This is a genomic window from Extensimonas soli, from assembly GCF_029211265.1.
In the GTDB taxonomy this organism is placed as follows: domain Bacteria; phylum Pseudomonadota; class Gammaproteobacteria; order Burkholderiales; family Burkholderiaceae_C; genus Extensimonas; species Extensimonas soli.
This window is the reverse complement of record NZ_JARGEL010000011.1, coordinates 49129-73248: the sequence shown is the minus strand read 5'-3', so window position 1 is coordinate 73248 and position 24120 is coordinate 49129. Positions and strand designations below refer to the sequence as shown.

The window sequence follows — 24120 nt, the reverse complement described above, 5'->3', positions numbered from 1 at the left end:
TAGCCCGAACAGGCTGATCGTTCGCCTGGTGCCCGGGTCAGGGGCTGGCGCGCTGTGGCCCGTTTGGCCGCTATAGACGAGCTGCCCCACCGTCCCACCCCCGCAGAACCTGTTCATGATCTTTTCATGAACAGGTTCTCAAGCTGCAGCCAACTGCGGCCGGCGCACGCTACCCAGCAGCGCGACAAGCACGGCGGCGGCCAGCGGCCCCAGGCTCAGCAGCGTGAGGCCCAGGCCGAAGCCACCCGAGTGCTCCTTGGCCCAGCCGATGATGTAGGGGCCGACGAAACCGCCGAGCGCGCCCACGGAGTTGATCATGGCAAACGCGCCCGCGATCGCGCTGCCCTTGAGGTAGAGCTGCGGCAGCGTCCAGAAGCCCCCGGTCGAGCCCATGATGCCCGCGGCGCCCAGGCTCAGCGCGGCGATGGCCAACACCGGATTGGTGGTGCCGCCCGCGAGCCACAGCCCCAGCGCGCCCGCGAGCAGCCCGACGATGGACACCGAAAAACGCCGCCCCGTGCGATCCACGTAGCGCCCCAGCGTGATGATGGCCACCAGCGCGACGATGAACGGGATGGCCGAGATGAAGCCCGTCTGCAGCGTCGAAGCGCCAAAGCTGCGCACGATCTGAGGCACCCAGAAGATGATGCCGAAGCTGCCGATCAGGGCGCCGAAGTAGGCCAGGCTCAGAAAAATGACCGGCAGGGACAACAGCCCGTCGCGCAGGCTGCTGCGGTGCTGCGGCGTGGCCTGCTGGCTCTCGCGCGCGAGGGCGTCTTCGAGCGCCTGCGCTTCGTCGGGGCGCAGCCAGGCGGCGTCGCGCGGGCGGTCGGGCATGAGCCGGTACACGGCAAGGCCCGCGAGCAGCGTGGGCAGCCCTTCGAGGATGAACATCCACTGCCAGTTTTTCAGGCCGGCAATCCCGTGCAAGGACTTCATGCCCAGAATGGCGCCCGACAAGGGGCCGCTGATGATCAGCGCCACCGGCATGGCGGCCATGATGAAAGCGCTCATGCGGCCGCGGTACTCGGCCGGAAACCAGTAGGTCAGGTACAAAAACAAGCCCGGCAGCAGGCCGGCCTCGGCCATGCCGAGCAGAAAGCGCAGCGTGAAGAACGAGTTCGCGTTGTGGGTGAAAGCCATGAGCACGGCCACGCAACCCCAGGCGATGGTGAGCGGCGCGATCCAGCGGCGCGCGCCGATTTTTTCGATCATCATGTTGCTCGGTACTTCGAACAGCACGTAGCCAAAGAAGAAAAAGCCCACGCCCAGGGCATAGACGGTGGGCGTGAAGCCCAGGTCCTGGTTCATGCCCAGCGCTGCAAAGCTCACGTTCGCGCGGTCGAGGAAGCTCAGCAGGAACAGCAGGGCGAGAAAGGGCATGAGCCGCCGCGTGGCTTTGGCGACGACGGGTTGGACTGAAGGGGCTGCCATGGATGTGCTCGCAATGAACAAAAAGTTGTAACGTAACCCAGTGTCCGGCAAGCGCGCCGATCGGGCGATGCGGGTTTACCCGCACGGTGGTGCCCCCTATCAGGCCAGACCCGAGCCGTACCAAGCCCCGTCCGGGCCACACCAATCCGCCTCTACCCGCGTATTCTCCAGCGCTTCCCGCTCAACCGCCTCAACCCGCCCAGGCGGCGCGCAGCAGCGCGCCTGGGTCACTCGTGCCGCTGCTGATGCCCGTGACCGGCCCCCAGTCGGGGTCGAAGCGGCTGCTGATGAAGGCGCCTGCGGCTTCGGCGCTCGCGTGCTGCAGCATCAGGCAGGCCTGCGCGCTGAGCGCGAGCCGCTGGGTGAAGCGGCGCGCCTGGCGTTCGAGTTCGGCGGGCGGCTGCGCGAGGGCGGCGCGCAATTGGCGCACCTGCGCCACGAGCTGCGGCGCGGAGGCAGCCGCGGCCACGTCGTGCAGATGCTCGAGCAGGCGCTGCGCGTCTTCGGGCTGGCGCGCGATGGCGCGCAGCACGTCCAGGCACATCACGTTGCCCGAGCCCTCCCAGATCGAATTCACCGGCGCCTCGCGGAACAGCCGGCCCATGGGGCCGCTGGTTTCGACGTAGCCGTTGCCGCCCCAAACCTCCATGGCCTCGCCGGTCAGGGCCACGGCGCGCTTGCAGACCCAGAACTTGGCCGCGGGCGTCATGATGCGCCGCCACGCGCCGTCGAGCGCATCGTCAGAACCAAAGCGCCCGGCCAGATCCATGGACAGCAGCGTCGCGGCCTCGGACTCGAGCGCGAGGTCGGCGAGCAGCTCGGTCATCATGGGCTGATCGGCGAGCGCGCGGCCGAAGGCGTGCCGGTGGCGCGCATAGTGCAGCGCCTGCACCAAAGCCTGGCGCAGCAGCCCCGCGCTCGAGAGCGCGCAATCGAGCCGCGTGAAGGTGGCCATTTCGATGATGGTGGGGATGCCGCGCCCCTCGTCGCCCACGCGCACGCCCCAGGCCTCGTGGAACTCGACCTCGCAGCCGCTGTTGGAGCGGTTGCCCACCTTGTCCTTGAGGCGTAGCAGGTGGATGGGGTTCTTGCTGCCGTCGGGGCGCCAGCGCGGCACGAAAAAGCAGCTCGGGCCGTGCGCGTCGGTGCGCGCGAGCACCAGGTGGCCGTCGCACATGGGCGCCGAGAAAAACCACTTGTGCCCCGTGAGCAGGTATTCGTCGCCCCAGGGGCCGTTGCCTGCGGGTACGGCGCGCGTGGTGTTGGTGCGCACGTCGCTGCCGCCCTGCTTTTCCGTCATGCCCATGCCGACCGCGATCGAGCGTTTTTGCGCGAGCGGGATGTCGCGCGCGTCGTGTTCGAGCGACGCGAGCAGCGGCGCCGTGAGCGCGTACAGCGGCGCGTTGTGGCGCAGCACCGGGATGCAGGCCTTGGTCATGGTGGTCGGACAGGCCGAGCCGGCCTCGATCTGGCTGTGCATGAACAGCGACGCGCCGTAGGCCGTCCAGGCCGAGGGGCGCGCGTCGGTGAAGGGCAGGTTGGCAATGCCGTTGCGCCGCGCGATCGCCATGATCTGGTGCCACGCGGGGTGGAACTTGATCTGGTCGATGCGCTGGCCCAGGGGCGCGAAGGCGACGAGCTCGGGCGCGTAGCGGTTCGCGTCCTCGGCGGCGCGCAGCGTGGCCTCGGCGCCGTATTCGGCGCCCTGGCGCAGCAGCTCTTCCTCGCGCCACTGCGCCCCGCCGCGCGCCACGACGCGGCGCAGCACCGGGTCGCTGCTGTAGAGGTTGTAGTCCTTGAGCTCGGACACCTGGTTGTCGGGGTGGATGCCCACTTGGAGGCTGGCGAGGGTGGCGCTCATGGGGTCTCCTGATAACGGATACTGGTGTCGGAAAATTCTATGGACCCCCGCCGTCCAAGGTGTTCAGTTGCAGTGGTCAGATTGAAGCGCCATCCTCGGGCTTGCTAGCATCGGACTTTTCTATCTCCTCAGCAAAGCTCTCCACACCCGCACGGGTGGCTGAAAGGCAGCGCTCCAATATGGCTTTCAGCAAGCCAGGGTCGGGGGCTTGGTCCGGCGATGCGAGAAAACTCTCGATCGACGCCGAGACATGGAACTTGCCATCGCGTTCACGGGCCCAGAGCTTGACGGCCTTATTCTCCATGTTCACGGTGTTGATGGCTTTGAGCACCGGCAGGGCGTCCTTGCTCTCATAGAAATTGGGAAAGACCAGTCGCATGAATTCGGGGTCTTTCTCCGCATCCAGAGAGAGGTAGAACGAGCCTGTGCCGAGAATTTTGAAGACGACATCATTGTCATCATCACGCTTGGCAGCCACGCCGATTTCCGTGAGCGCATCGATATAGCGCTGGGCCAAGTTTTGGGCGCTAATGGTCATTTAGAAGTCCTTTCAAAGGTAATTTTAGCCGTGGTGTTCGTGTCCGCCACCACGTTGCTCGTGGGGCTTGTGCCAGGCAATAAACCCGGCGATCCAGGTGACCACAATAGTGATGGTCAGTAGCCAAGCCTGCCCAATGATCTCATGGTGGGCGAAATTGTGGCCATAGTGCTGGTCGAGTTCGTTAATACTTTTGACGGTGGCGGTCGGATCATGCTTAGCCTCTTGTTCCGTATGCGCTGCACCCACCACGGGATGTACGGGAATTTCAGCAGCAGACATGCCCTCCCCCTGCCGCGCGGCAAAGACGCCCGCCTTGGTGAACAGCCAGTATTGCAAGGAGCGGTCGTCTGCATGCTGTGATGCATGGATGAATTTCAATATCGAATCACCCACCTCGTAAGTGAAAAATCCGGTGAAGATGCCGCTGCCTGCTGCCACGACGCTTTTTTGGACGTGTAATCGTTGCCCTTGTCTTTTTTGATGATCTATGGAAACAGCCTGCAGTTGATTTGAAATCACTTTATCTAGGCTATCAAAAGACGATTTGATTTGTAACTCTTCATCAATTTCTCGAATCATGAATTCTGGCAAAATTTGACTACTGCTAATGTCTTTTATTTCACCAGTTTCCTCAAAATGACCGCATGCCACTTTTAGGTATTCCTGCGAAATGCCGGAGCGAATTTTGGCAGTAGATGCGGACAGGTCTTCAATTTTTTCATGATCTGCATCTTTGTGCAATGATTGGTAAATGGCTTCTGCAAAAGCACCGAAATAAATCGCGAAAGCACATACAAAAACTATCCAGAGCGGCGTGCTTCTAGATATTTCTAGGGATAAAAATATCCATGGCCGTGGATTTGGCAAATAAGCTTCAACTAAAATCAGTGAAATTGCTGACAGGCACAATGCGCCACTCGAAAGTGCGAAGATTTTTGGAGGGCGGTGGCGTAGCCCGTTCTCTTGGGCGTCCTTATTGCCATCTGTATTTGTTTTAGATAAATCGACGAGCTGTTGTTTGATTTTAATCTTGGCGGCGGTTATGCTGCCCAATAAAAATAGGCGGTTTAGTATGGCTTGGTCGACAGCATTCGATTCCCAAAGCCCCCTGGTGGGGCACATGGATTTCCATATGAATGTTTCTGCATGCGGGTCTAGGGGTGATGAAAGACAAGGGTTAAAGTAGGATATTCTCCATTCTGCTGTTTTTTTCTCTAGCTTATACAAGCGAATCACTTCATAAGATTCTTCTGGGAACTCGTCTTTTAAATTCGTCACGCGACGAATATTAATCCCTTTCGATTCAAAAACGGACTGGTTGGAATTTGGCGATTCATTTGTCTTTGGTGTATTTTTGGTCTTGGAATCAGGTAATTCTGCGCGAAGGTTTTGTTTTTCTGCGCTGCTGGTCATATGCCTGGCTCCTTCATATTTTCCAGACTATTCGCACCTCCCTTTTGTTTATCTTTTTTATCAATTGCTCTTGGTTTGTCTTCGCCGCTTTGCAATGATTTTTTGTCTTGATTATTTTTTTGGTTATTTTCGTCGGGAAGGTACACGATTATTTCTGGACGATAATCGCCAGAAGATGATTTGCTTTTGTTTGGTGCTTTTTTTTCTCTTATCAGAACAACCTCATAGCAACGGTCAATCATTTCTTTATTTCCTTGAACAGTGATTCGATTTTATCCCCCAAAAGCATTTCTTCAGCCAGCAATCCGTCCGCCAAGCGGCAAATGGCTTGCCAGTTTGCGTCCACCACCTGCTCTGTCTTCGTGCGTGCTTCTCCCATCCAAGCCTTGACGCGCTGTGTGGCCAGTTCTTCCAGGAGCTTCGGTATGGATGATTCATTGTCCCAGGGTTGGATGGAAACCCAGCCAAATTCTGTATCCAGTCCCCAAGTGGTAACGGCCAACCACGCCAGTCGGGTGGCTTGTTTCAAGTCGGACTCTGCGCCCGCGTCGCTGCCGGTGTCCAGCGCTTGCTCGCCCTTTTGCTGCGCCATGTACTTGCGCTGGGCGACCCTGCCGCCCAGGGCCACGCAGATGAGGTCCATGACTTCTTGTCGATCAAATGCCCTCCGGGGACAAGACTCTTCCGAGTAGGCCGTAAACCCCAAGGCATTGCGGCGGGGCACGATGGTGACCTGTTCAATGCGGACATCTGGATTGAGCGCACGCGCGACCACGGCATGCCCCGCTTCGTGATGCGCAGTGACGGCCAACTGGGTGCGCAGCGGCGGGTTATCGAGCCTGGCGCCATGCTTGATGACGTTGAGCTCTTCCAGCAGGTTTGCCCGGGTAACTTCCTGTTGTCCCCGGCGGATCGCCGTCAGATGCACCTCGCGAGTCAGTTTCTCCAGGTCGGCACCGGACATTCCGGCGCTCAACTCCAGCAGGTCATCCAGCGGGAAGGCCTCGCCGGCCTTCAGACGGATTTCTGCACGCAGCTTTTCCAGGAAGTGGCGGCGGGCATCGCGGTCGAGCAGGGGTACCTCCAAGCACAGGTCGAGACGGCCAGATCGTGTCAGGGCCGGGTCTACCTTGTCGTGGAAGTTGGTGGCCGCGATCACGAACACATGCCCTTCATCGGAGGCCTGGAAGCCGTCGATTTCCACAAGCAGTTGGTTGATGCAGGGGTCAATCCCGCCCTGGCCACGTACGCCCAGGGCGTCGATTTCGTCCAGAAAAACCAAACACGGGGCGTATTGGCGTGCTCTGCGGAAAATGGTGCGAATAGCGTTGATCTGCAACAATTGTGGACCGCTGGCGGCGATGAAAGGCAAGCCAGCTTCGCAGGCCAGCGCCTTGGCCAGCATGGTTTTGCCGGTGCCCGGCTGCCCGTGCAGCAACATGCCGCGCGGTAGGCTGAGTTGGTTTTGGGGGTGGGTGTCTTTCAGAAGGCGCACCACTTCGGCAAGGCGGTCTTTGATGACGTCATGGCCGAAGATGTCTTTGAATTTCTGTTGCGGTACTTCGACCGTAAGCCCGCCCTCAATGCCGTAGTCTTGCTGGGTGGCGACCCGGTCGATCCGGATGTCACCGAGGAGCAACTGGTCCGGGCCTTGTGCGGTGACCCTGAATGCCAGGCGTTGCCCGCGCCGGAAAAACTCGCGCTGCAAGGCCTCCGGCGTTTGGCTCGGGTTGATGGCTTCTGGGTCAGCGTCTTCAATGCTGACGCTGAGTTCATGCACGTCTGTGAGGTGGGTGTTTTGATACAACCATTGGCGCAGGATCTGGTCTGCCGCGAGTTGCCGCACCATCAGCGGGCTGAATTGTGGGGCGCTGGATAGCGCGAGGATGCGCCCCAGCTTTTGGCGAGCGTCTCCGCCGCCTGCAGTCCAGTGGATCGCTATTCCTTTGGCGGCCAGTGTGTTCTCTACATCCGCCACGCCGGCCAAGGCGAGTTGCTCCAACGCTGCCAGACCCAGCGGTCTGAAGGGGAGCATGTTGACTTGCCGGAGGTAGGGCGCAAGGGGGCTGGGCTGCTCGGTATCCCGCGTGCGCGGGTTGCGCGACCGGACGCCATCGGACGCAATGTTGCCCATGGCATCTTTCAGCAAGGCCACCAGTGCGTCAGGGTCAGAGTCGTATCGCTTTAGGTTGGCAGGCAGCTCAAATACTTCCTCACCGACTGTACAGGTGAGTATCACGGTCGCGTTGGCAAATGACACGTCTCTGGAGTCGGGATGGCCGCGGTCAGCTCCGGGGCCAAAACCGTATTCGTCGGCGAGTTTGCCGCTGGTCAGCAAGGGTATCAGCAGGGCCTGCACGTTCGGGTGCGCCTGGGTGACGTTTTCCAATATCACCAGAGCGTCAGGATGCTCCTGTACGTAGGAGGTCAGGCGTCCGGGCCCGGCAGAATCGTAGCCTGCACGCAGGCCGGTCAGGCCAAACCCTTCGTTGTAAGAGAGCATGCTGGCCATGTCGATGGTGATGTGCTCACCGCCTCGCAGTGCCCACTCCTGCCGCAAGGCGTCAACAAAGGTGGACTTGCCTGTCGCCGAAGGGCCAGCAAGCAGGAATACTTCAGGGTGGGCTCGCCTGGAGGGCATCCACGCGCTCAGCAGCAGCGATTCATCAAACCAGCGCAAGGCCAACGGTTGCCCTAGCACCTGCTCGCTCAGCGCCTGGGTGTAGGGAGTTCGCAGCGTAGCCCGTAGCGTGGCGGGACAGGGTTTCGTTGTGGTTGCGGCTTTGGTGGATGGTGTCAGCCCCGCAGAGGGGGTTGGGTCTGCTGCCGAATCATAAAGATGGTAGGGGTTCCCGCGCAAATAGGTGAACAAAGACTCTGAAAAGGTTTTGGCCCACACCCGGTCCCGCTCAGAGGCACCAGACTCTTTGCCCCAGGCGGTCAGCATGGTCTCCAGCGTGATGTCCCATTCATTTTTCCCGGCGATTTCCATGCTGCGAACCAGCATGCGAATGAATGCGGTGCTGGTTTCGGTTGGATGAATGGCTTCGTCGATGACCTCGAATTGCGTACCAGTGAGGTCCATGTCGTTGCGCATCTGGCGCATTTCCTCGGACAGAGGCAAGCGCGGATTACCGTCATAGGCGTTCAGGATGACAGGCGTGGCGGCCTGGAGATCTTTGGGAGCGATCCGGCGACTGGCATCGTCGTCGCCTTTCAGCGGCTTGAAGAATTCCAGCGCGATCAGGAACTGGGGATGCCCGATTTTCCGGGTGCCGCTGATGCGCGCAATAAACTTGGCAACCTTGAATAAATCCTGAGGTTCGTAGCGAGTGCTGTTCGACATAGGGTTGAGTGTGTCGGGCAGATGAGGCAAAGATCCGGTATGGTTTCCTCATCAGACGGTTGTCAATGCTACCGTGATATCTGTTTCAGAATTTTTGGCAGTGGGTCTGGGAGTTCTGAAGGCCTTCCAGATTCAATGGCAGCAGGTTCAATTTGGCGGGTTGATAGTCCAAGTCGGCGGTTTCCTGAAAAGGTTGTCAGGCTAGTTCGACTTGCCTGGGGCAACCGTGTCCCAGATAGGCCAAAACTGGCTTGCCGCTCAACCCAAGCCAGCCAGCCCATGATATCGGTTATGGGATACGGAATTCAGGGACAAGGACACTTTTGACAACACACCAAACACAAGCAGCTACGCAAAACGAAGCGATCACGCCGTGGGCGGCTGCAGATACAGCTGCGCCAGCCTGGCGCGCGCCGCGGCGTTCAGGCCGAGCACGCGCTCCAGGTAGGGCTCTGGGCCGCCGTATTCGGCGTCGATCAGGCGCAGCGCGGCGTCCAGGAAATCCTCGCGCACGAACCAGATCACCTCGAGCACCTCGCGCGGCGTGCTGGACGACGCGAGGAACGGCGGGCGGTATAGCGCGTTGGTGAGCAGGTAGTCCTGCATCACCACCTCGCGCGGCACGCCGAGCGCGAGCAGGATCAGCGCGGCGGCGAAGCCCGTGCGGTCCTTGCCCGCGGTGCAGTGGAAGACCAGCGGCGCGTCGCTCGCCAGCAGCAGCTGCAGCAGCTCGGCAAAGCGCGGCGCGTTGTCGTGCACGAAGGCGCGGTAGGTGTCCTGCATGAGCCGCACGGTCTCGGCCGGCGTGGGCGCGCTGCCTTTTTGCAGCAGCTCTTGCACGCGCTGCACCACCGTGGGCTCGACGTGCAGCGCGTACTGCGTCACGCCCGGCAGCGCGTAGGGCTGCGCGGCGCGCTCGTGCATGCCGCGAAAGTCCACCGCGCGGACTATGCCCAACTCTGCGAGCCGCTGCTGGTCGGCCGGCGTGAGCGCGCCGAGCTGGTCGGAGCGGAACAGCCGCCGCCACTTCACGGGCCGCCCCTGCAGCCCGGTGTAGCCGCCGAGGTCGCGGAAGTTCGTCAGCCCTTCGAGCGCCAGGGCGCGCGGCGGAGTGGAGAGGGCACAGGCTGGTGCGGGCGCCGCGCCGGCGGGGGCTGGGGGTGTGGTGGGGGAAGTCATGCCGGTATTTTGACGGCTCGTGTTTTGCGCGGGGATGTCAGCCCGGGCCGCGCGCGCCAGAGCCTCAGCCTCTCGGGCCGCATGGCGATAATGCGCGCCATGCCCAACCGCTGGAAACCCAATGTCACCGTGGCGGCGCTGATCGAGCGCGACGGCCGCTTTCTGCTCGTCGAAGAAGACACGGCCGATGGCCTGCGCTTCAACAACCCGGCCGGGCACCTGGACCCGGGCGAGTCGCCCATAGAAGCCTGCGTGCGCGAGGTGCTCGAGGAGACGGCCTACGACTTCACGCCCACGGCGCTGGTGGGCGTTTACCTCAACCGCTTCCGGCGCACGCGCACGGGGGACGACATCACCTACCTGCGCTTTGCCTTTGCGGGCACGGTGGGCACGCACCACGAGTGGCGCCAGCTCGACGAGGGCATCGTGCGCGCGCTCTGGCTCACGCCCGATGAAATCCGCGCCTGCGCCGAGCGCCACCGCAGCCCCGTGCTGCTGCAATGTTTGCAGGATTACCTGGGCGGGCAGCGCCACCCGCTCGAATTGATCCACACCGACACGAGCGTGTGGAACGGCGCCTGAGAAGCTGGCAACACCCTGGGGCGCGGGATAATTCCGCCCATGCACAAATACCGCGTCGTCGTGGGCCTCTCGGGCGGGGTGGATTCCGCCGTGTCGGCCTACCTTTTGCAGCAGCAGGGGCATGAAGTCGTCGGCATCTTCATGAAGAATTGGGAAGATGACGACGACAGCGAATACTGCGCGTCGAATGTCGATTTCGTCGATGCCGCAGCCGTGGCCGACGTGCTGGGCATAGAAATCGAGCACGTCAACTTCGCCGCCGAATACAAAGACCGCGTGTTCGCCGAATTTTTGCGCGAGTACGAAGCCGGGCGCACGCCCAACCCCGACGTGCTGTGCAATGCCGAGATCAAGTTCAAGGCCTTTCTCGACCACGCGATGCGCCTGGGCGCGGAAAAAATCGCCACCGGCCACTATGCGCGCGTGCGCCAGAACCCGGCGAGCGGGCTGTTCGAGCTGCTCAAGGGGCTGGATGCCGGCAAGGACCAGAGCTATTTTTTGCACCGCCTGAATCAGGCGCAGCTTGCCAAGACCTTGTTCCCCGTGGGCGAGCTGCAAAAGTCGGAGGTGCGTCGCATCGCTGCCGAAATCGGGCTGCCGAACGCGCAGAAAAAAGACTCGACCGGCATCTGCTTCATCGGCGAGCGGCCGTTTCGTGAATTTTTGCAGCGCTACCTGCGCCACACGCCCGGCCCCATCCTCGACGACAAGGGGCGCAAGCTCGGGGAGCACGTGGGGCTGAGCTTTTACACCCTGGGCCAGCGCCAGGGCCTGGGCATAGGCGGCGTCAAGGAGCGCGGCGCGCAGCGCGGCGGTGGCGCGCACGCGCCCTGGTTCGTCGCGCGCAAGGAGCTTGCGAGCAACGTGCTGCGCGTGGTGCAGGGGCACGAGCACCCGTGGCTGCTCTCGCAGCGCCTGGACGCGCTCGATGCGAGCTGGGTCGCCGGCCAGCCGCCCGCGCCGGGCGCCTACGCGGCCAAGACGCGCTACCGCCAGCAGGACGCCGCGTGCACGCTGGTGCACACGCAGGGCGACCAGTTCCGCCTCGAATTCGCCACGCCGCAGTGGGCCGTCACGCCCGGCCAGAGCGCCGTGCTCTACGCGGGCGAGGTGTGCCTGGGCGGCGGGGTGATTGCGGCGGCCGACACCGCGTAAGCTCAGCCTCGCAGGCCCCCATGCGGCGCGCGCCCAAGGGGGGCTCAGGCTGGCGCTCTGCCCTCTCAGTCCGCGCCACCTGTCCCGTCCGCCCCGCGCGCGAGCACCGGCGCGAGCGCCTGGCCCGTGGGAATGGGCAGCTGCGCGACGGCTTCAGGCGTACCCGCAGCGGTGATGCGGCCGCCCTCGGCGCCGCCCTCGGGGCCCAGGTCTATGACCCAGTCGGCCTCGGCGATCAGGTCGAGGTCGTGCTCTATCACGAGCACGCTGTGGCCGTGGTCGACCAGGCGGTGCAGCACAGCGATGAGCAGGCGCACGTCGGCCATGTGCAGGCCCACGGTGGGCTCGTCGAGCACGTAGAGCGTGTGCGGCGCCTTTTGCCCGCGGCGGCCGACCTCGTCGCGCACCTTGCTGAGCTCGGTCACGAGCTTGATGCGCTGCGCCTCGCCGCCCGAAAGGGTGGGGCTGGGCTGGCCCAGCGTGAGGTAGCCCAGGCCCACTTCCTTGAGCAACTGCAGCGGGTGCGCGATGCTGGGCATGCTCGCGAAAAATTCCACCGCCTCATCCACTTCCATGCGCAGCACGTCGCCAATGCTTTTGCCGCGCCAGCGCACCGTGAGCGTCTCGGGGTTGAAACGCGCGCCGTGGCAGGCCTCGCACGGCACTTTGACGTCGGGCAAAAAGGCCATGCCTATGGTGCGTATGCCCTGGCCCTCGCAGCTTGTGCAGCGCCCCGCGCTGGTGTTGAACGAAAAGCGCCCCGGCCCCCAGCCCCGCGCCTTGGCTTCTAGCGTTTCGGCAAACAGCTTGCGCACCGTGTCCCAAAAGCCGATGTAGGTCGCGGGGCAGCTGCGCGGCGTCTTGCCTATGGGGGTCTGATCGACTTCGAGCACGCGGTCTATGCCCTCGAAGCCCGCGAGCCCCGTGCAGCCCACGAGCGCCGGCGCGCGCCCCGCGTCCAAGGCTTCGCGCCCGGCGCGCGTGCTGCGCTGCTGCACCCAGGCCTGCACATTGCGCAGCAGCACTTCGCGCGCGAGCGTCGATTTGCCCGAGCCGCTCACGCCCGTGACCGCCACGAGGCGGCGCAGCGGCACGCGCACGTCGAGCTGCTGCAGGTTGTGCAGCTGCGCGCCGTAAAGGCGTAGCCATTCGGCGGGCTGCACGGTTTGGGGGTCAAATTCGGCCTTGCCGCTTATGGAATCTTCGCTGGCAGCTTCTTTATCCGTAGCGTTTTGCGTGGCTGCAGAGCACCCGCTCTCCCAGGCCGGGTCAGGCACCACGGGCCGGCGCGGCTGCAGCGGGTGGCGCATGGCGTGCAGCAGGTAGCGCCCGGTTTGCGATGCGGGCTCGGCGGCCAGGTCTTGCACGCTGCCCTGCGCCACCAGGCGCCCGCCGCGCCGGCCCGCGCCGGGGCCAATGTCTATGAGGTGGTCGGCGGCGCGCAGCGTGTCCTCGTCGTGCTCCACCACCACCAGCGTGTTGCCCTGGTCGCGCAGCTGCTGCAGCGCGCGCAGCAGCACGCGGTTGTCGCGTGCATGCAGGCCTATGGTGGGCTCGTCGAGCACGTAGCACACGCCCTGCAGGTTGCTGCCGAGCTGCGCCGCGAGCCGGATGCGCTGCGCCTCTCCGCCGCTGAGCGTGGGCGCGCCGCGGTCCAGCGTGAGGTAGCCCAGGCCCACTTCTTCGAGAAAGGCGAGGCGGCTTTGAATTTCGGGCAGCAGGTCGCGCGCGATTTCGGCCGCGCGGCCCTGCAGCCGCAGCCCCGCGAACCAGCGCCGCAGTTCGCGCACGCTCTGGCGCGCGAGCGTGGTGATGGCGATGCCGGCGTGCGTGGCGGTGTCGGCCGGGATCTCGGTCAAGGTGCTGGCCGTGGCGCTGGCGTCGGTGCCGACATCGGTCGTGGCGAGCGCCCCGGCGCCCGGCAATTCGAGCCGCACCGCGCGCGCCGTGGCGTTCAAGCGCGTGCCCTGGCAGCTCGGGCAGACGGTGTCGGCCAGGTCTTCGACTTCGGGCTCGGCAAAGGTCTGCTCGCGGCCCTTGGCGTCGTCGGCGCGCTGCGAATCGTCGAACAGCTTGCGCTGCTCCTTGTTCAGCAGCACGCCCGTGCCCACGCAGTCGGGGCACCAGCCGTGTTTGCTGTTGTACGAAAACAGGCGCGGGTCGAGCTCGGCATAGCTGGTCGCGCACACCGGGCACGCGCGCGTGGTGGAAAACACCTGCAGCGTGCCGACCCCGGCCGTAGAGACGCCCGCGGCCAGCGCCTCGGCCAGGCCGTCGAGCGGCGCGAGCACGTGCAGCACGCCCTTGCCCAATTCGAGCGCGCGCGCCAGTCCGTCGCGCAGCAGATCTTCGGCCTCGGGCGTCACGTGCAAACTCAGCACGGGTAGCTCGATGCTATGCTCTTTGAAGCGGTCGAGGCGCGGAAATGGCGCAGTGGGCACGAATTCACCATCCACACGCAAATGGCTGTAGCCGCGCGCGCGCGCCCACTCGGCAAGCTCGGTGTAAATGCCCTTGCGGCCCTGCACCAGCGGCGCGAGCAAGCCGATGTGCTGGCCGCGGTATTGCTGCTGCAGCTGCGCGGCGATGCGCTCGGGCGTTTGCGGCCGCACCGCGGCGCCGTCGTGGATGCAGTGCTGCACGCCGAGCTTGACGTAGAGCAGGCGCAGGAAATGCCAGATTTCGGTGCTCGTGCCCACCGTGCTCTTGCGCCCGCCGCGCGAGAGGCGCTGCTCTATCGCCACCGTGGGCGGAATGCCATAAACCGCATCGACTTCGGGCCGCCCCGCGGGCTGCACGATGCTGCGCGCATAGGCGTTGAGGCTTTCGAGGTAGCGGCGCTGGCCCTCGTTGAACAGAATGTCGAAGGCCAGCGTGGACTTGCCCGAGCCGCTCACACCGCTGACCACGTTGAAGCGCCCGCGCGGAATCTGCACGCTCAGGTGCTGCAGGTTGTGCTCGGTAGCGTTCACGATGTCTATAGTGTTTGGGGCCTCTTGCGCCCGTCCTGCTTGCGTGGGCAGCTCTGTTTGCAGGAGTATCGGTGCCGCTTCCTGCACGGCGCCTGAACCCAGGCCCAGCGTCTGGTCGTAGTCGCGCAGCGCTTGGCCGGTGTGCGAGCTCGGGTGCTGGCGCAGGTCTTCGGGCGAGCCCTCGGCCACGATGCGCCCGCCCGCGTCGCCGCCTTCGGGGCCCAGGTCGATCAGCCAGTCGCTCGCGCGGATCACGTCGAGGTTGTGCTCGATCAGGATCAGCGAATGCCCTGCGTCCAGGAGCTTGCGCAGCGCACGCATGAGCTTGGCGATGTCGTCGAAGTGCAGCCCCGTGGTGGGCTCGTCGAACAAGAACAGCGTGCCCTTGCGCGCGAGCGGCTGCCGGCTCGCCGACGCGCTCTTGCCCGCCTGCGCCAGAAAGCCCGCGAGCTTGAGGCGCTGCGCCTCGCCGCCGCTCAGCGTGGGCACGGGCTGCCCCAGCGCCAGATAGCCCAGCCCCACGTCCACGAGCGGCTGCAGCATGCGCAGCACCTCGCGGTCCTGCGCAAACGCCTGCACCGCCTCGGCCACCGTGAGCTCCAGCACCTGCGCCACGTTCAGGCGCCGGAAGCGGAAATTGGGGTCAGATTCCAATTTCCGGCCTTCTTCTGCCAAATTGGGGTCAGACTCCAATTTCTGCCCCTCTTCAGAGTCGCCAAAATAATTGGAATCTGACCCCAATTTCTGGAGCGCGCCCGAAGCGTCGGCAAAATTGGAATCTGACCCCCATTTCCGCTCGATCGTGACTTCGAGGATTTCGGGGCGGTAGCGTTGGCCGTTGCAGTCGGGGCAGCGCAGATAGACGTCGCTGAGAAACTGCATCTCGACATGCTCGAAGCCCGAGCCGCCGCAGGTGGGGCAGCGGCCGTCGCCGCTGTTGAAGCTGAACTTGGCCGCGGTGTAGCCGCGCTGGCGCGCGAGCGGTGCGTCGGCGAACAGGGCGCGGATGGCGTCCCAGGCGCCGACGTAGCTCACGGGGTTGGAGCGCGCGGTCTTGCCTATGGGCGACTGGTCGACGAAGACCACGTCGCTCAGGTGGTCGGCGCCGAGCAGGCGCTCGTGTGCGCCGGGCGGCTCGGTGGGCTTGCCGAAGTGGCGCAGCAGCGCAGGCGCGAGGATGTCCTGGATCAGCGTGGATTTGCCCGAGCCGCTCACGCCCGTCACCGTGACCATGCGCTGCAGCGGAAACTCCACCGTCACGTTCTGCAGGTTGTGCGCGCGTGCGCCTTCGAGGATCAGGCGCGGCGTGGCTTCGGTCACGCGGCGCTTGTAGCCGAAGCCGACCTGCTTGCGCCCGCTCAGGTACGCGCCCGTGAGCGTGTCGGCCTGGCGCAGCGCCGCAGGAGTGCCGTCGAAGACGATGCGCCCGCCCTGCGCGCCCGGGCCCGGCCCCATGTCGATCACGCGGTCGGCGGCGAGCATCACGGCCGGGTCGTGTTCCACCACCACGAGCGTGTTGCCCGCGTCGCGCAGGCGCAGCATGGCCTCGGTGATGCGGTGCATGTCGCGCGGGTGCAGGCCTATGCTGGGCTCGTCGAGCACGAACAGCGTGTTGACCAGCGAGGTTCCGAGCGCCGTGGTCAGGTTGATGCGCTGCACCTCGCCGCCGCTGAGCGTGCGGCTTTGCCGGTCGAGCGTGAGGTAGCCTATGCCCACGTCGCACAGGTAGCGCAGGCGCGTGCTGATCTCGTCGTACAGCAGCCGCAGCGCCTGCGCCTCGCCGTGCGATTTGAGGTCAAATCCGCCCTTTGCGCTCGTGGGTACAGCGCTGGCAGCTCCTGATTCAGAAGCGTTTTGCGCCTGCTGCAGTTCTTCTGTAAGCAGCGCGAAAAAGCGCCGCAGCCGCGCGATGGGCAGCAGCATCAGGTCGTGCAGGCACAGGCCCGGCAGCGCCTCGAGCTGCGCGCGGCTCCAGGGCAGGCCCACGGGCATGAAGCGCTGCGCGGGTTCGAGCACGGCGTCGGCCGCGGCCTTGCTGCCCACGCGCCACAGCAGGCTTTCGCTGTGCAGGCGCGCGCCGCCGCAGGCCGGGCAGGGCGTGTAGCTGCGGTATTTGGACAGCAGCACGCGGATGTGCATCTTGTACGCCTTGCTTTCGAGGTAGTCGAAAAAGCGCTGGATGCCGTACCACTGCTTCTGCCATTGGCCCGACCAGCCCGGCGCGCCCTGCAGCACCCAGTGCTGCTGTTCGGGCGTGAGTCGGTTCCAGGGCGTGTCGCGCGGGATGCCCGCGGCCTCGGCGTGGCGCAGCAGGTCGGCCTGCACCTCTTTCCAGGCGGGCGTTTGTATGGGCTTGATCGCACCGGCGCGCAGCGTGAGCTTGTCGTCGGGGATCACCAGCCCCCAATCGACGCCGATCACGCGGCCAAAGCCCCGGCAAGTCGGGCACGCGCCCACGGCGGAATTGAACGAGAACATCGACGGCAGCGGCTCGTGATAGTGCAGGCCGCTGTCGGGGCAGTGCAGGCCGCTGGAAAAGCGCCAGCGCTCGGGCGCACCGTCGGCATTGCCATCGCCTTTACTTTCGCGCCCGGCCTCGCCCGCAGCCTTGCCGCCTTCGCCCAGCCGGTACACCGTGAGCTGTCCGCCGCCGCGCTGCAGCGCGAGCTCGATCGCCTCGACCACGCGCGCCTTGTCGGCCACGCTCCAGCGAAAGCGGTCGGCCACCACGTCGAGCACCTTGACGGGCGCCTGCCCCGGCGCGCCGGGCTCCTCGCGCTCGGCCTGCACCTTGGTAAAGCCGCTCGCCGACAGCCATTGCTCGATCTGCTCGGGCGGCGTGCCCGCGGGCACGGTCACGGCAAAGGTGAGCACGATGCGCGCATCCTCGGCGGCGCAGCGCCGCTGCAGCTCAGCGTAGATGCTCTCGGGCGTGTCGTGCTGCACGGGCAGCGCGGTCTGCCGGTCGAACAGCCGGCCCGCACGCGCGAACAGCAGCTTGAGGTGGTCGTTGAGCTCGGTCATCGTGCCCACGGTGGAGCGCGAGCTGCGCACGGGGTTCGTCTGGTCGATCGCGATCGCCGGCGGCACGCCCTCGACCTTGTCCACCGCGGGCTTGTCCATGCGGTCGAGAAACTGGCGTGCGTAGGCGCTGAAGGTTTCCACGTAACGCCGCTGGCCCTCGGCGTAGAGCGTGTCGAACACCAGGCTCGACTTGCCCGAGCCACTGGGGCCCGTGACCACGGTGAGCTCGCCCATGCGCAGGTCCAGGTCGAGGTTCTGCAGCTTGTGCTGGCGCGCGCCGCGGATGCGTATCAGTCCCTGGGTCATGGCTGCAATGGGGGTCGTGTGTGGGTGAGGCGGGGCATTGTAGGAGGGGTGTGCCTCACGTCATGTCCGTTAGACTGAATACCTGTTTGTCAGCGAGTACTACCCTCAGAGGAGAAGGAAATGCAACGTTGGATGTCACTATGGGCAGGCCTTGCCCTGGCCGTCGCTAGCCTATGCGCCCATGCCGATCTACTGATCGGGCAGACGGCGGGGTTTTCGGGCATCGTCGCCGCGAGCGTGCAGGAGACCACGGCCGGCGCCAGGCTGTACCTGGATCACGTGAACGCACGCGGTGGTCAGTCGTTGGCGTAGATATCGACGTCCTTGGTTTCGCGCACGAACAGCGTGCCCACCACCGCGGTGATGGCCGCGATGATGATCGGATACCACAGGCCGTTGTACATGTTGCCCGTCTGCGCCACGATGGCGAACGAGGTCGTGGGCAGCAGGCCGCCGAACCAGCCGTTGCCGATGTGGTAGGGCAGGCTCATCGAGGTGTAGCGGATGCGCGTGGGGAACAGCTCCACCAGCATCGCGGCGATCGGGCCATACACCATGGTCACCAGGAGCACAAGGTAGGTCAGCAGCGCGATCATCATGCCCTTGTTCATCTTCGCGGGGTCGGCCTTGGTCGGGTAGCCGTCGGCCTTGAGCGTGTCGGCCACGGCCTTCTTGAACGCGGCATCCTTGGCCTTGACCTCTGTGGGCGGCAGGCCCTTGGAGGAATAGCTCGGGATCACCGTATCGCCGATCTTGATCACCGCGGGCGTGCCGGCGGGCGCGGCTTCGTTTTCATAGCTCACCGAATTTGCGGCCAGCACCTGCTTGGCGATGTCGCAGGAGCTCGTGAACTTCACCGTGCCCGTGGGGTTGAACTGGAACGAGCACTCGGCCGGGTCGGCCACGACCACCACCTTGCTCCTGGCCTGCGCTGCGGCGAGGTCGGGGTTGGCGGCTTCGGTGAGCGCCTTGAAGGTCGGGAAGTAGGTCAGCGCGGCGAGTGCGCAACCCGCCATGATGATGGGCTTGCGGCCTATCCTGTCGGACAGCGCGCCGAAGACCACGAAAAACGGCGTTCCAATCAGCAGCGCCGCGGCGATCATCAGGTTCGCCGTGACGGCATCGACCTTGAGCTGCTGCGTGAGGAAAAACAGCGCATAGAACTGCCCCGTGTACCAGACCACGGCCTGGCCTGCGGTGAGGCCGACCAGCGCGAGGATCACGATCTTCAGGTTCTTCCACTGGCCAAAAGACTCGGACAGCGGCGCCTTCGAAGTCTTGCCCTCGGCCTTCATCTTCTGGAACGCGGGCGACTCGGACAGCGACAGGCGAATCCACACCGACACGGCCAGCAGCAGGATGGACACACCAAACGGAATGCGCCAGCCCCAGTCGCCAAAGGCCTGCTCGCCCATGAGCGTGCGCGTGCCCAGAATCACCAGCAGCGACAGGAACAGGCCCAGCGTCGCGGTGGTCTGGATCCATGAGGTATAGGCACCGCGCTTGCCGTGCGGCGCGTGCTCGGCCACGTAGGTTGCGGCGCCGCCGTATTCACCGCCCAGCGCCAGGCCCTGCAGCAGGCGCAGCCCGATCAGGATCACCGGCGCGGCCACGCCTATGCTCGCATAGTTGGGCAGGATACCGACGATGAAGGTCGAGAGGCCCATGATCAGGATGGTCACCAAAAAGGTGTATTTGCGCCCGATCATGTCGCCCAGGCGGCCAAACACCAGCGCGCCGAAAGGCCGCACGATGAAGCCTGCGGCAAAGGCCAGCAGCGCAAAGATGAAGGCCGAGCCTTCATCGAGGCCGCTGAAAAACTGCTTGGCGATGATGGCCGCGAGCGAGCCGTACAGGTAAAAGTCGTACCACTCGAACACGGTGCCGAGCGACGAGGCGAAGATGACCTTCTTCTCCTCGGCCGTCATGGGACGGGGGGCGGGATGGGTTGCCATGGATTTGTCTCCTCAAAAAAGCCATGCGATCCGCGCCGGGGCCAAACGCCCAACGCGAGCCATGGCATTTTTCGGGCTGCCGCTGACCCGACTCTGACGCCAAACTGACGAGGCTCTGACAAAATCAGGTCAAACCCGCATCATTCATTTCGTAATGCGGGAAATGACGTGACCGGCCCAGGGTCGGCAGCTTTTAGGCCGAGGGCAACTGGCGCACGGCGTCCCAGTCGGGGCCGTCGAACCAGGCGTCGCCCGTGAGGTAGGCGCGCAGCATGGGCAGGCTGTCCAGGCCCCAGAACAGCTTGTCATCGACGACGAAGGCCGGCACGCCGAACACACCTTGCGCGATCGCGGCGTCGGTGTTGGCGCGCAGCAGCGCCTTGGGCGCCTCGCTCGTGCTGCTCTGGCCGGGGCGTATCTGCTCGGCCAGGGCCTGCGCGAGCGCATCGAGACGCTGCGGATCGAGCGCGTCCTGCCCACCCTGCCACACATGGCGCAGCAGCGTGCCCGCGACGAAGCGGTTGACGCTGCCGTCGTCGCTGCAGGCCAGCGCCTGGCGCAGCAGCGGCAGCGGGCTGAAGGGAAAGCGCGCCGGCATTTTGAGCGGAATGCCCAGCGTGTGCCCCAGCCACGCCACGTGGCGGAAGGTCCAGTCGCGCTTGGGCGCAATGCCGCCCGGCCCAGGGTTGCCGTGCTGCTTGAGCAGCGCACCCAGCAGCACGGGCCGATAGCGCACGCTGTAGCTCAGCCCTTCCAAGGCGAGCGGCAGGCGCTCGAACGCGAGCCAGGCGTAGGGCGAGAGGAAGTCGAGGTAGAAGGTGATGTGCTTCATGGCTTGCGCGCAGAGGCGCCTTCGGCAGTGTGGTTTTCCGACACAGGGCTCTCAGCGCGCGGAGGAAAAACGAAGCCCGCGCGCTGTGCGAGCCGCGCCCAGATGGCCAAGCGTGCGGCGCTATCGGCGCTGGCCCAGGCCCGGATCTCGGCCACGGTGCGAAAGCAGCCTTCGCAATGGCTCTGGTCGGGCGCCATGCGGCACACCGAGATGCAAGGCGAGGGGATGACCTCGTCGGAATCTGCATCAAAATAGCCCGCAGACGCCAGCAGACCTGCGCGGGCAGCTATGGGTTTGGTAGTTTCTTCGGCGTTCATGTGTTTATTGTTTGGCTGAGCCAGCTGCCCCATCGGAAGCAGCATCGACCACCACGTCCACAACGGGGGCGCCCGTCCAGCGCTGCAGCTCACTCGGGTGCAGCGGGAACACTGCGTGCGGATGCCCTGCGGCGGCCCAGACCTCGGCAAAGCGCAGCAGATCGCGGTCGATCAGCGTCACGGGCGGCGTGGCATGCGCGATCGGCGCCACGCCGCCAATCGAAAAGCCCGTGCGCGCCTTGACGAAGTCGGCATCGGCGCGGCCTATGGGGCCCACGAGCGCCGCCACCTTGCGCTCATCGACGCGCCGGTCGCCCGAGGTGATCACGAGCACCGCGGCATCGTCGCTCTTGCGCCGGAAGATGATGCTCTTGGCCACCTGCCCGACGAGGATGCCCAGCGCATCCGCCGCCTGCTGCGCCGTGCGCGCCGCATCGTCCAACATGCGCGGCAATTGCGCGTGCCCCAGCGCCTGCAGTTGCGCGCTGACGCGCTGCACGCCCTCGGGGAGTTTTTGCAGGTCCTGTGCTGGCTGCATCATGTTCATGCCTTCTCTACCCGCCGCGCTTGTTCAAGATCGCCGTGGCCGCGCGCGACTGCGTCTTGCGGCCCAGAAAATCGCTGATATACACGCCCGCGTCGATGAGCTTGTCGAGGTTGATGCCCGTTTCTATGCCCATGCCGTGCAGCATATAGACCACGTCCTCCGTGGCCACGTTGCCGGTCGCGCCCTTGGCGTAAGGGCAGCCGCCCAGACCCGCCACCGAAGTGTCGAACTGCCACACACCGAGCTCCAGCGCCGCCAGCGTGTTCGCGAGCGCCTGGCCGTAGGTGTCGTGAAAGTGGCCCGACACGTCGTCAAGCGCATAGTGCTGCAGCGCCGCCTCGATCGCGCGCTGCACCTTGCGCGGCGTGCCCACGCCGATGGTGTCGGCCACGCCCACATGCTGCACGCCGATCTGCTTCATCAGCTGGGCCACGTAAGCCACACGCTCGGGCGCCACCTCGCCCTCATAGGGGCAGCCCACGGCGCAGGAAATCGCCCCGCGCACGTAGATGCCCGCGGCGCGCGCGGCTTCCGTCACCGGCGCAAAGCGCTCGATGCTCTCGGCAATGCCGCAGTTGATGTTTTTCTGGCTGAAGGCCTCGCTCGCCGCGCCGAACACCACCACCTCGTCGGGCCGGCTCGCGAGCGCCGCCTCGAAGCCCTTGAGGTTGGGCGTGAGCACCGAATAGCGCACGCCGGGCTTGCGCTGTATGCCCGCCATGACCTCGGCGTTGTCGGCCATCTGCGGGACCCACTTGGGGCTCACGAAGCTGGTCACCTCGACCTCGCGCAGACCCGCGTCCTGCAGGCGGTGCACGAGGGCGATCTTGACCGCCGCAGGCACGGGCGACTTTTCATTTTGCAGGCCGTCGCGCGGGCCGACGTCGACGAGCTTCACGCGGGAGGGGTAGGAGGCGGTGGACATGGGAAGTTTCCGGCAATTCAAAGGCATGAGAGATCGGTGCTGCGCCAATTCTCGCCGATCGGCAAGAGAACGCGGGCGCCGCAGGCAGCCACACCGCCATTTCTGCGACAATCGGCGGCTCGCGGCTGTAGCTCAGTGGATAGAGTATTGGCCTCCGAAGCCAAGGGTCGTGGGTTCGATCCCCGCCAGCCGCACCACCCCCTCACACGGTTTTAGCCAGTAAAACCTTCACAAAACGCCAACCGACCGGGTTGGCGTTTTTGTTTCTGGTCCTCTGCTGGTCACAGGTCGGTCCAGCTGGTTCTGGCTTGTGGAAAGTTGATGTCCACAGCAGGGATTCGTAGGCTCCTTTGGATCGCCCCATAACTTTCGATCTGCTGAATTGAGCGCAAGCCCTGGCTTACAGCCAGACTGCCATTCACTTTGGAGAACGGAAGTACTGTGGACTCGTCGTTTAGGATGCTGGGACCATGATGACGTCAACCACGGAGCCGATGGCCAACAAGAACAGCAAAGTGCGGGATTTGATCGCCCCGGATGTTGCTGCCGTGGCGCATGTGCTGGGGCTTAGTTAGCGTTAATCGTGTATGTTGCGAAGCAATGCATTTTTCCCAGGAAAATCAACATGGAACAGTCGCGGTACGAGCAGTTGGTGGCCAGCCTTGAAGGGCTGACGCAGGAATAGGCAGAGGCATTGCTGCAGGCCCTTCGCGAGCGGCAGGACGCCGACGGGGTACAGCGCCTGATCATGGCGCGCATGGCCCAGGAAGGCTGCTGCCCGCGCTGCCAAAGCACCCGCAGATACAAGCACGGCATGGAATGCGGTGCGCAGCGCTTTCGCTGCAAAGACTGCGGCAAGACCTACACCGCCACCACGGGTACTCCGTTTCATCGCCTGCGCGACAAAACCAAGCTGCTGGAGAACGCCGCCTGCATGGCCGATGGCCTGTCGGTGCGCAAGACCGCTGCGCGCATGGACATCTCGGTGCAAAAGGCCTTTCGCTGGCGCCACAAGTTTCTGGCCTTTCTCAACCAGCAAAAGCCCAGCGCCCTCTCGGGCGTCGTCGAAGCCGACGAAACCTTCTTTCCTGTGTCCTACAAAGGCCAGCGCAAAGCCATGCCACGCAAGTCCAAGAAGCGTGGAGGCAAGGCCAAAGACGGCTCGGGCACAGAAAAGACGGCGGTGGTCGTGGCGGTGCAGCGTGGCACGCAGGTGGCCTTTGACCAGGTGCTCGAACTCACCACAGCGGCACCACAGCGGCAGCACTGACCCAGGCGCTGCGCCCGGTGCTTGGCCAAGACGCTGTGCTCAGCACCGACGGCAACGCTTCTTACTGGACGGTGGCCGATGAACTCAAGGTGGACTCGGGCTTCTTTGTCGCGCAGTACCACGGTAAGGGTGGCAACGGACCATGGCATGTGCAGAGCGTCAACCGCTACGACTCCAGCCTGAAGTCCTGGATGGCGCGCTTTCGAGGTGTGGCCACCAAATACCTGGCGAACTACCTGGGCTGGCGCCGCTTGCTCGACCGCTTCAGGGACAACGTCACGCCCGAACAGTTCCTGTTTCATGCCTTGCGGACTTCGTATCAGTGAGGGACTACACGGTTAAAGAGCACTCAGCCTTGATGACACCCTTTACACCACCGAGGAGTTGGCGGCTTGGTTAATGATCTCGCCGTCAACGATCGAGAAGGATCGTTCACTGGGGCGAGGGAGCGTTTGACGCTG

General features: G+C 64.4%; 18 protein-coding genes and 1 tRNA gene. 6 read left to right on the top strand and 13 right to left on the bottom strand.

Annotated elements, in window-relative coordinates; translation table 11 throughout:
* Positions 1-138 precede the first annotated feature (138 nt).
* From PYV55_RS03415 to PYV55_RS03385, 7 genes are all read right to left on the bottom strand, one after another.
* Complete coding sequence (locus PYV55_RS03415) at positions 139-1434, bottom strand: MFS transporter (RefSeq protein WP_275849282.1); 1296 nt, start codon at positions 1432-1434, stop codon at positions 139-141.
* Positions 1435-1624: 190 nt separating this feature from the next.
* The gene (locus PYV55_RS03410; RefSeq protein ID WP_275849280.1) at positions 1625-3295 is read right to left on the bottom strand and encodes an acyl-CoA dehydrogenase family protein; all 1671 of its coding nucleotides are present in this window, start codon (positions 3293-3295) and stop codon (positions 1625-1627) included.
* 76 nt (positions 3296-3371) lie between these two features.
* Entirely contained in the window at positions 3372-3833 is a 462-nt protein-coding gene (locus PYV55_RS03405) for a hypothetical protein (RefSeq protein ID WP_275849279.1), read from the bottom strand.
* Positions 3834-3857: 24 nt separating this feature from the next.
* Positions 3858-5249 (bottom strand): hypothetical protein, encoded by a 1392-nt coding sequence (locus tag PYV55_RS03400; RefSeq protein ID WP_275849277.1) that lies wholly within the window; start codon positions 5247-5249, stop codon positions 3858-3860.
* A complete protein-coding gene (locus PYV55_RS03395; protein WP_275849275.1) occupies positions 5246-5491 on the bottom strand; it encodes a hypothetical protein in 246 nt (81 codons plus the stop codon). The genes PYV55_RS03400 and PYV55_RS03395 overlap by 4 nt, the downstream gene beginning before the upstream one ends.
* Positions 5488-8595, bottom strand: a complete 3108-nt coding sequence (locus tag PYV55_RS03390; RefSeq protein WP_275849274.1) for an AAA family ATPase — start codon at positions 8593-8595, stop codon at positions 5488-5490. The genes PYV55_RS03395 and PYV55_RS03390 overlap by 4 nt, the downstream gene beginning before the upstream one ends.
* Positions 8596-8961: 366 nt before the next feature.
* Positions 8962-9774: a tyrosine-protein phosphatase gene (locus tag PYV55_RS03385; protein WP_275849272.1), complete on the bottom strand. Its 813-nt coding sequence runs from the start codon at positions 9772-9774 to the stop codon at positions 8962-8964.
* 99 nt (positions 9775-9873) lie between these two features.
* Here PYV55_RS03385 and PYV55_RS03380 point away from each other — a divergent pair, with 99 nt between their 5' ends.
* Positions 9874-10356 carry an NUDIX hydrolase gene (locus PYV55_RS03380; protein WP_275849270.1) on the top strand — a complete coding sequence of 161 codons (483 nt, stop codon included), beginning with the start codon at positions 9874-9876 and terminating at the stop codon, positions 10354-10356.
* 39 nt (positions 10357-10395) lie between these two features.
* Positions 10396-11511: a tRNA 2-thiouridine(34) synthase MnmA gene (mnmA, locus tag PYV55_RS03375; RefSeq protein ID WP_275849268.1), complete on the top strand. Its 1116-nt coding sequence runs from the start codon at positions 10396-10398 to the stop codon at positions 11509-11511.
* A gap of 65 nt (positions 11512-11576) precedes the next feature.
* Here mnmA and PYV55_RS03370 read toward each other — a convergent pair whose 3' ends face one another.
* On the bottom strand, positions 11577-17429 hold the full coding sequence (locus PYV55_RS03370) for an excinuclease ABC subunit UvrA (RefSeq protein ID WP_472924674.1): 5853 nt from the start codon (positions 17427-17429) through the stop codon (positions 11577-11579).
* 504 nt (positions 17430-17933) lie between these two features.
* Between PYV55_RS03370 and PYV55_RS03365 the strand changes: the two genes are divergently transcribed.
* Complete coding sequence (locus tag PYV55_RS03365) at positions 17934-18125, top strand: hypothetical protein (protein ID WP_407066759.1); 192 nt, start codon at positions 17934-17936, stop codon at positions 18123-18125.
* On the opposite strand, the gene PYV55_RS03360 is transcribed toward PYV55_RS03365, so the two are convergent.
* The 5 genes from PYV55_RS03360 to PYV55_RS03340 form a co-directional block, all read right to left on the bottom strand.
* On the bottom strand, positions 18110-19768 hold the full coding sequence (locus PYV55_RS03360) for an MFS transporter (RefSeq protein ID WP_275849264.1): 1659 nt from the start codon (positions 19766-19768) through the stop codon (positions 18110-18112). The genes PYV55_RS03365 and PYV55_RS03360 overlap by 16 nt on opposite strands.
* 193 nt (positions 19769-19961) lie before the next feature.
* Entirely contained in the window at positions 19962-20600 is a 639-nt protein-coding gene (locus PYV55_RS03355) for a 2-hydroxychromene-2-carboxylate isomerase (protein WP_275849262.1), read from the bottom strand.
* Positions 20597-20917, bottom strand: coding sequence for a DUF1289 domain-containing protein (locus PYV55_RS03350; protein WP_144731797.1), 321 nt, complete (start codon positions 20915-20917; stop codon positions 20597-20599). Before PYV55_RS03350 ends, PYV55_RS03355 begins: the two co-directional genes overlap by 4 nt.
* A 4-nt stretch (positions 20918-20921) precedes the next feature.
* On the bottom strand, positions 20922-21458 hold the full coding sequence (locus tag PYV55_RS03345; RefSeq protein ID WP_246072707.1) for a YbaK/EbsC family protein: 537 nt from the start codon (positions 21456-21458) through the stop codon (positions 20922-20924).
* A gap of 13 nt (positions 21459-21471) precedes the next feature.
* Entirely contained in the window at positions 21472-22389 is a 918-nt protein-coding gene (locus tag PYV55_RS03340) for a hydroxymethylglutaryl-CoA lyase (RefSeq protein ID WP_275849257.1), read from the bottom strand.
* Between the two features lie 121 nt (positions 22390-22510).
* On the opposite strand from PYV55_RS03340, the gene PYV55_RS03335 reads away from it, so the two are divergent.
* From PYV55_RS03335 to PYV55_RS03325, 3 genes are all read left to right on the top strand, one after another.
* Positions 22511-22586, top strand: a tRNA-Arg gene (locus PYV55_RS03335).
* A gap of 497 nt (positions 22587-23083) precedes the next feature.
* On the top strand, positions 23084-23659 hold the full coding sequence (locus PYV55_RS03330) for an IS1595 family transposase (protein ID WP_275849255.1): 576 nt from the start codon (positions 23084-23086) through the stop codon (positions 23657-23659).
* A 17-nt stretch (positions 23660-23676) separates the two neighbouring features.
* Complete coding sequence (locus PYV55_RS03325) at positions 23677-23985, top strand: hypothetical protein (RefSeq protein WP_275849253.1); 309 nt, start codon at positions 23677-23679, stop codon at positions 23983-23985.
* Positions 23986-24120: the final 135 nt, after the last annotated feature.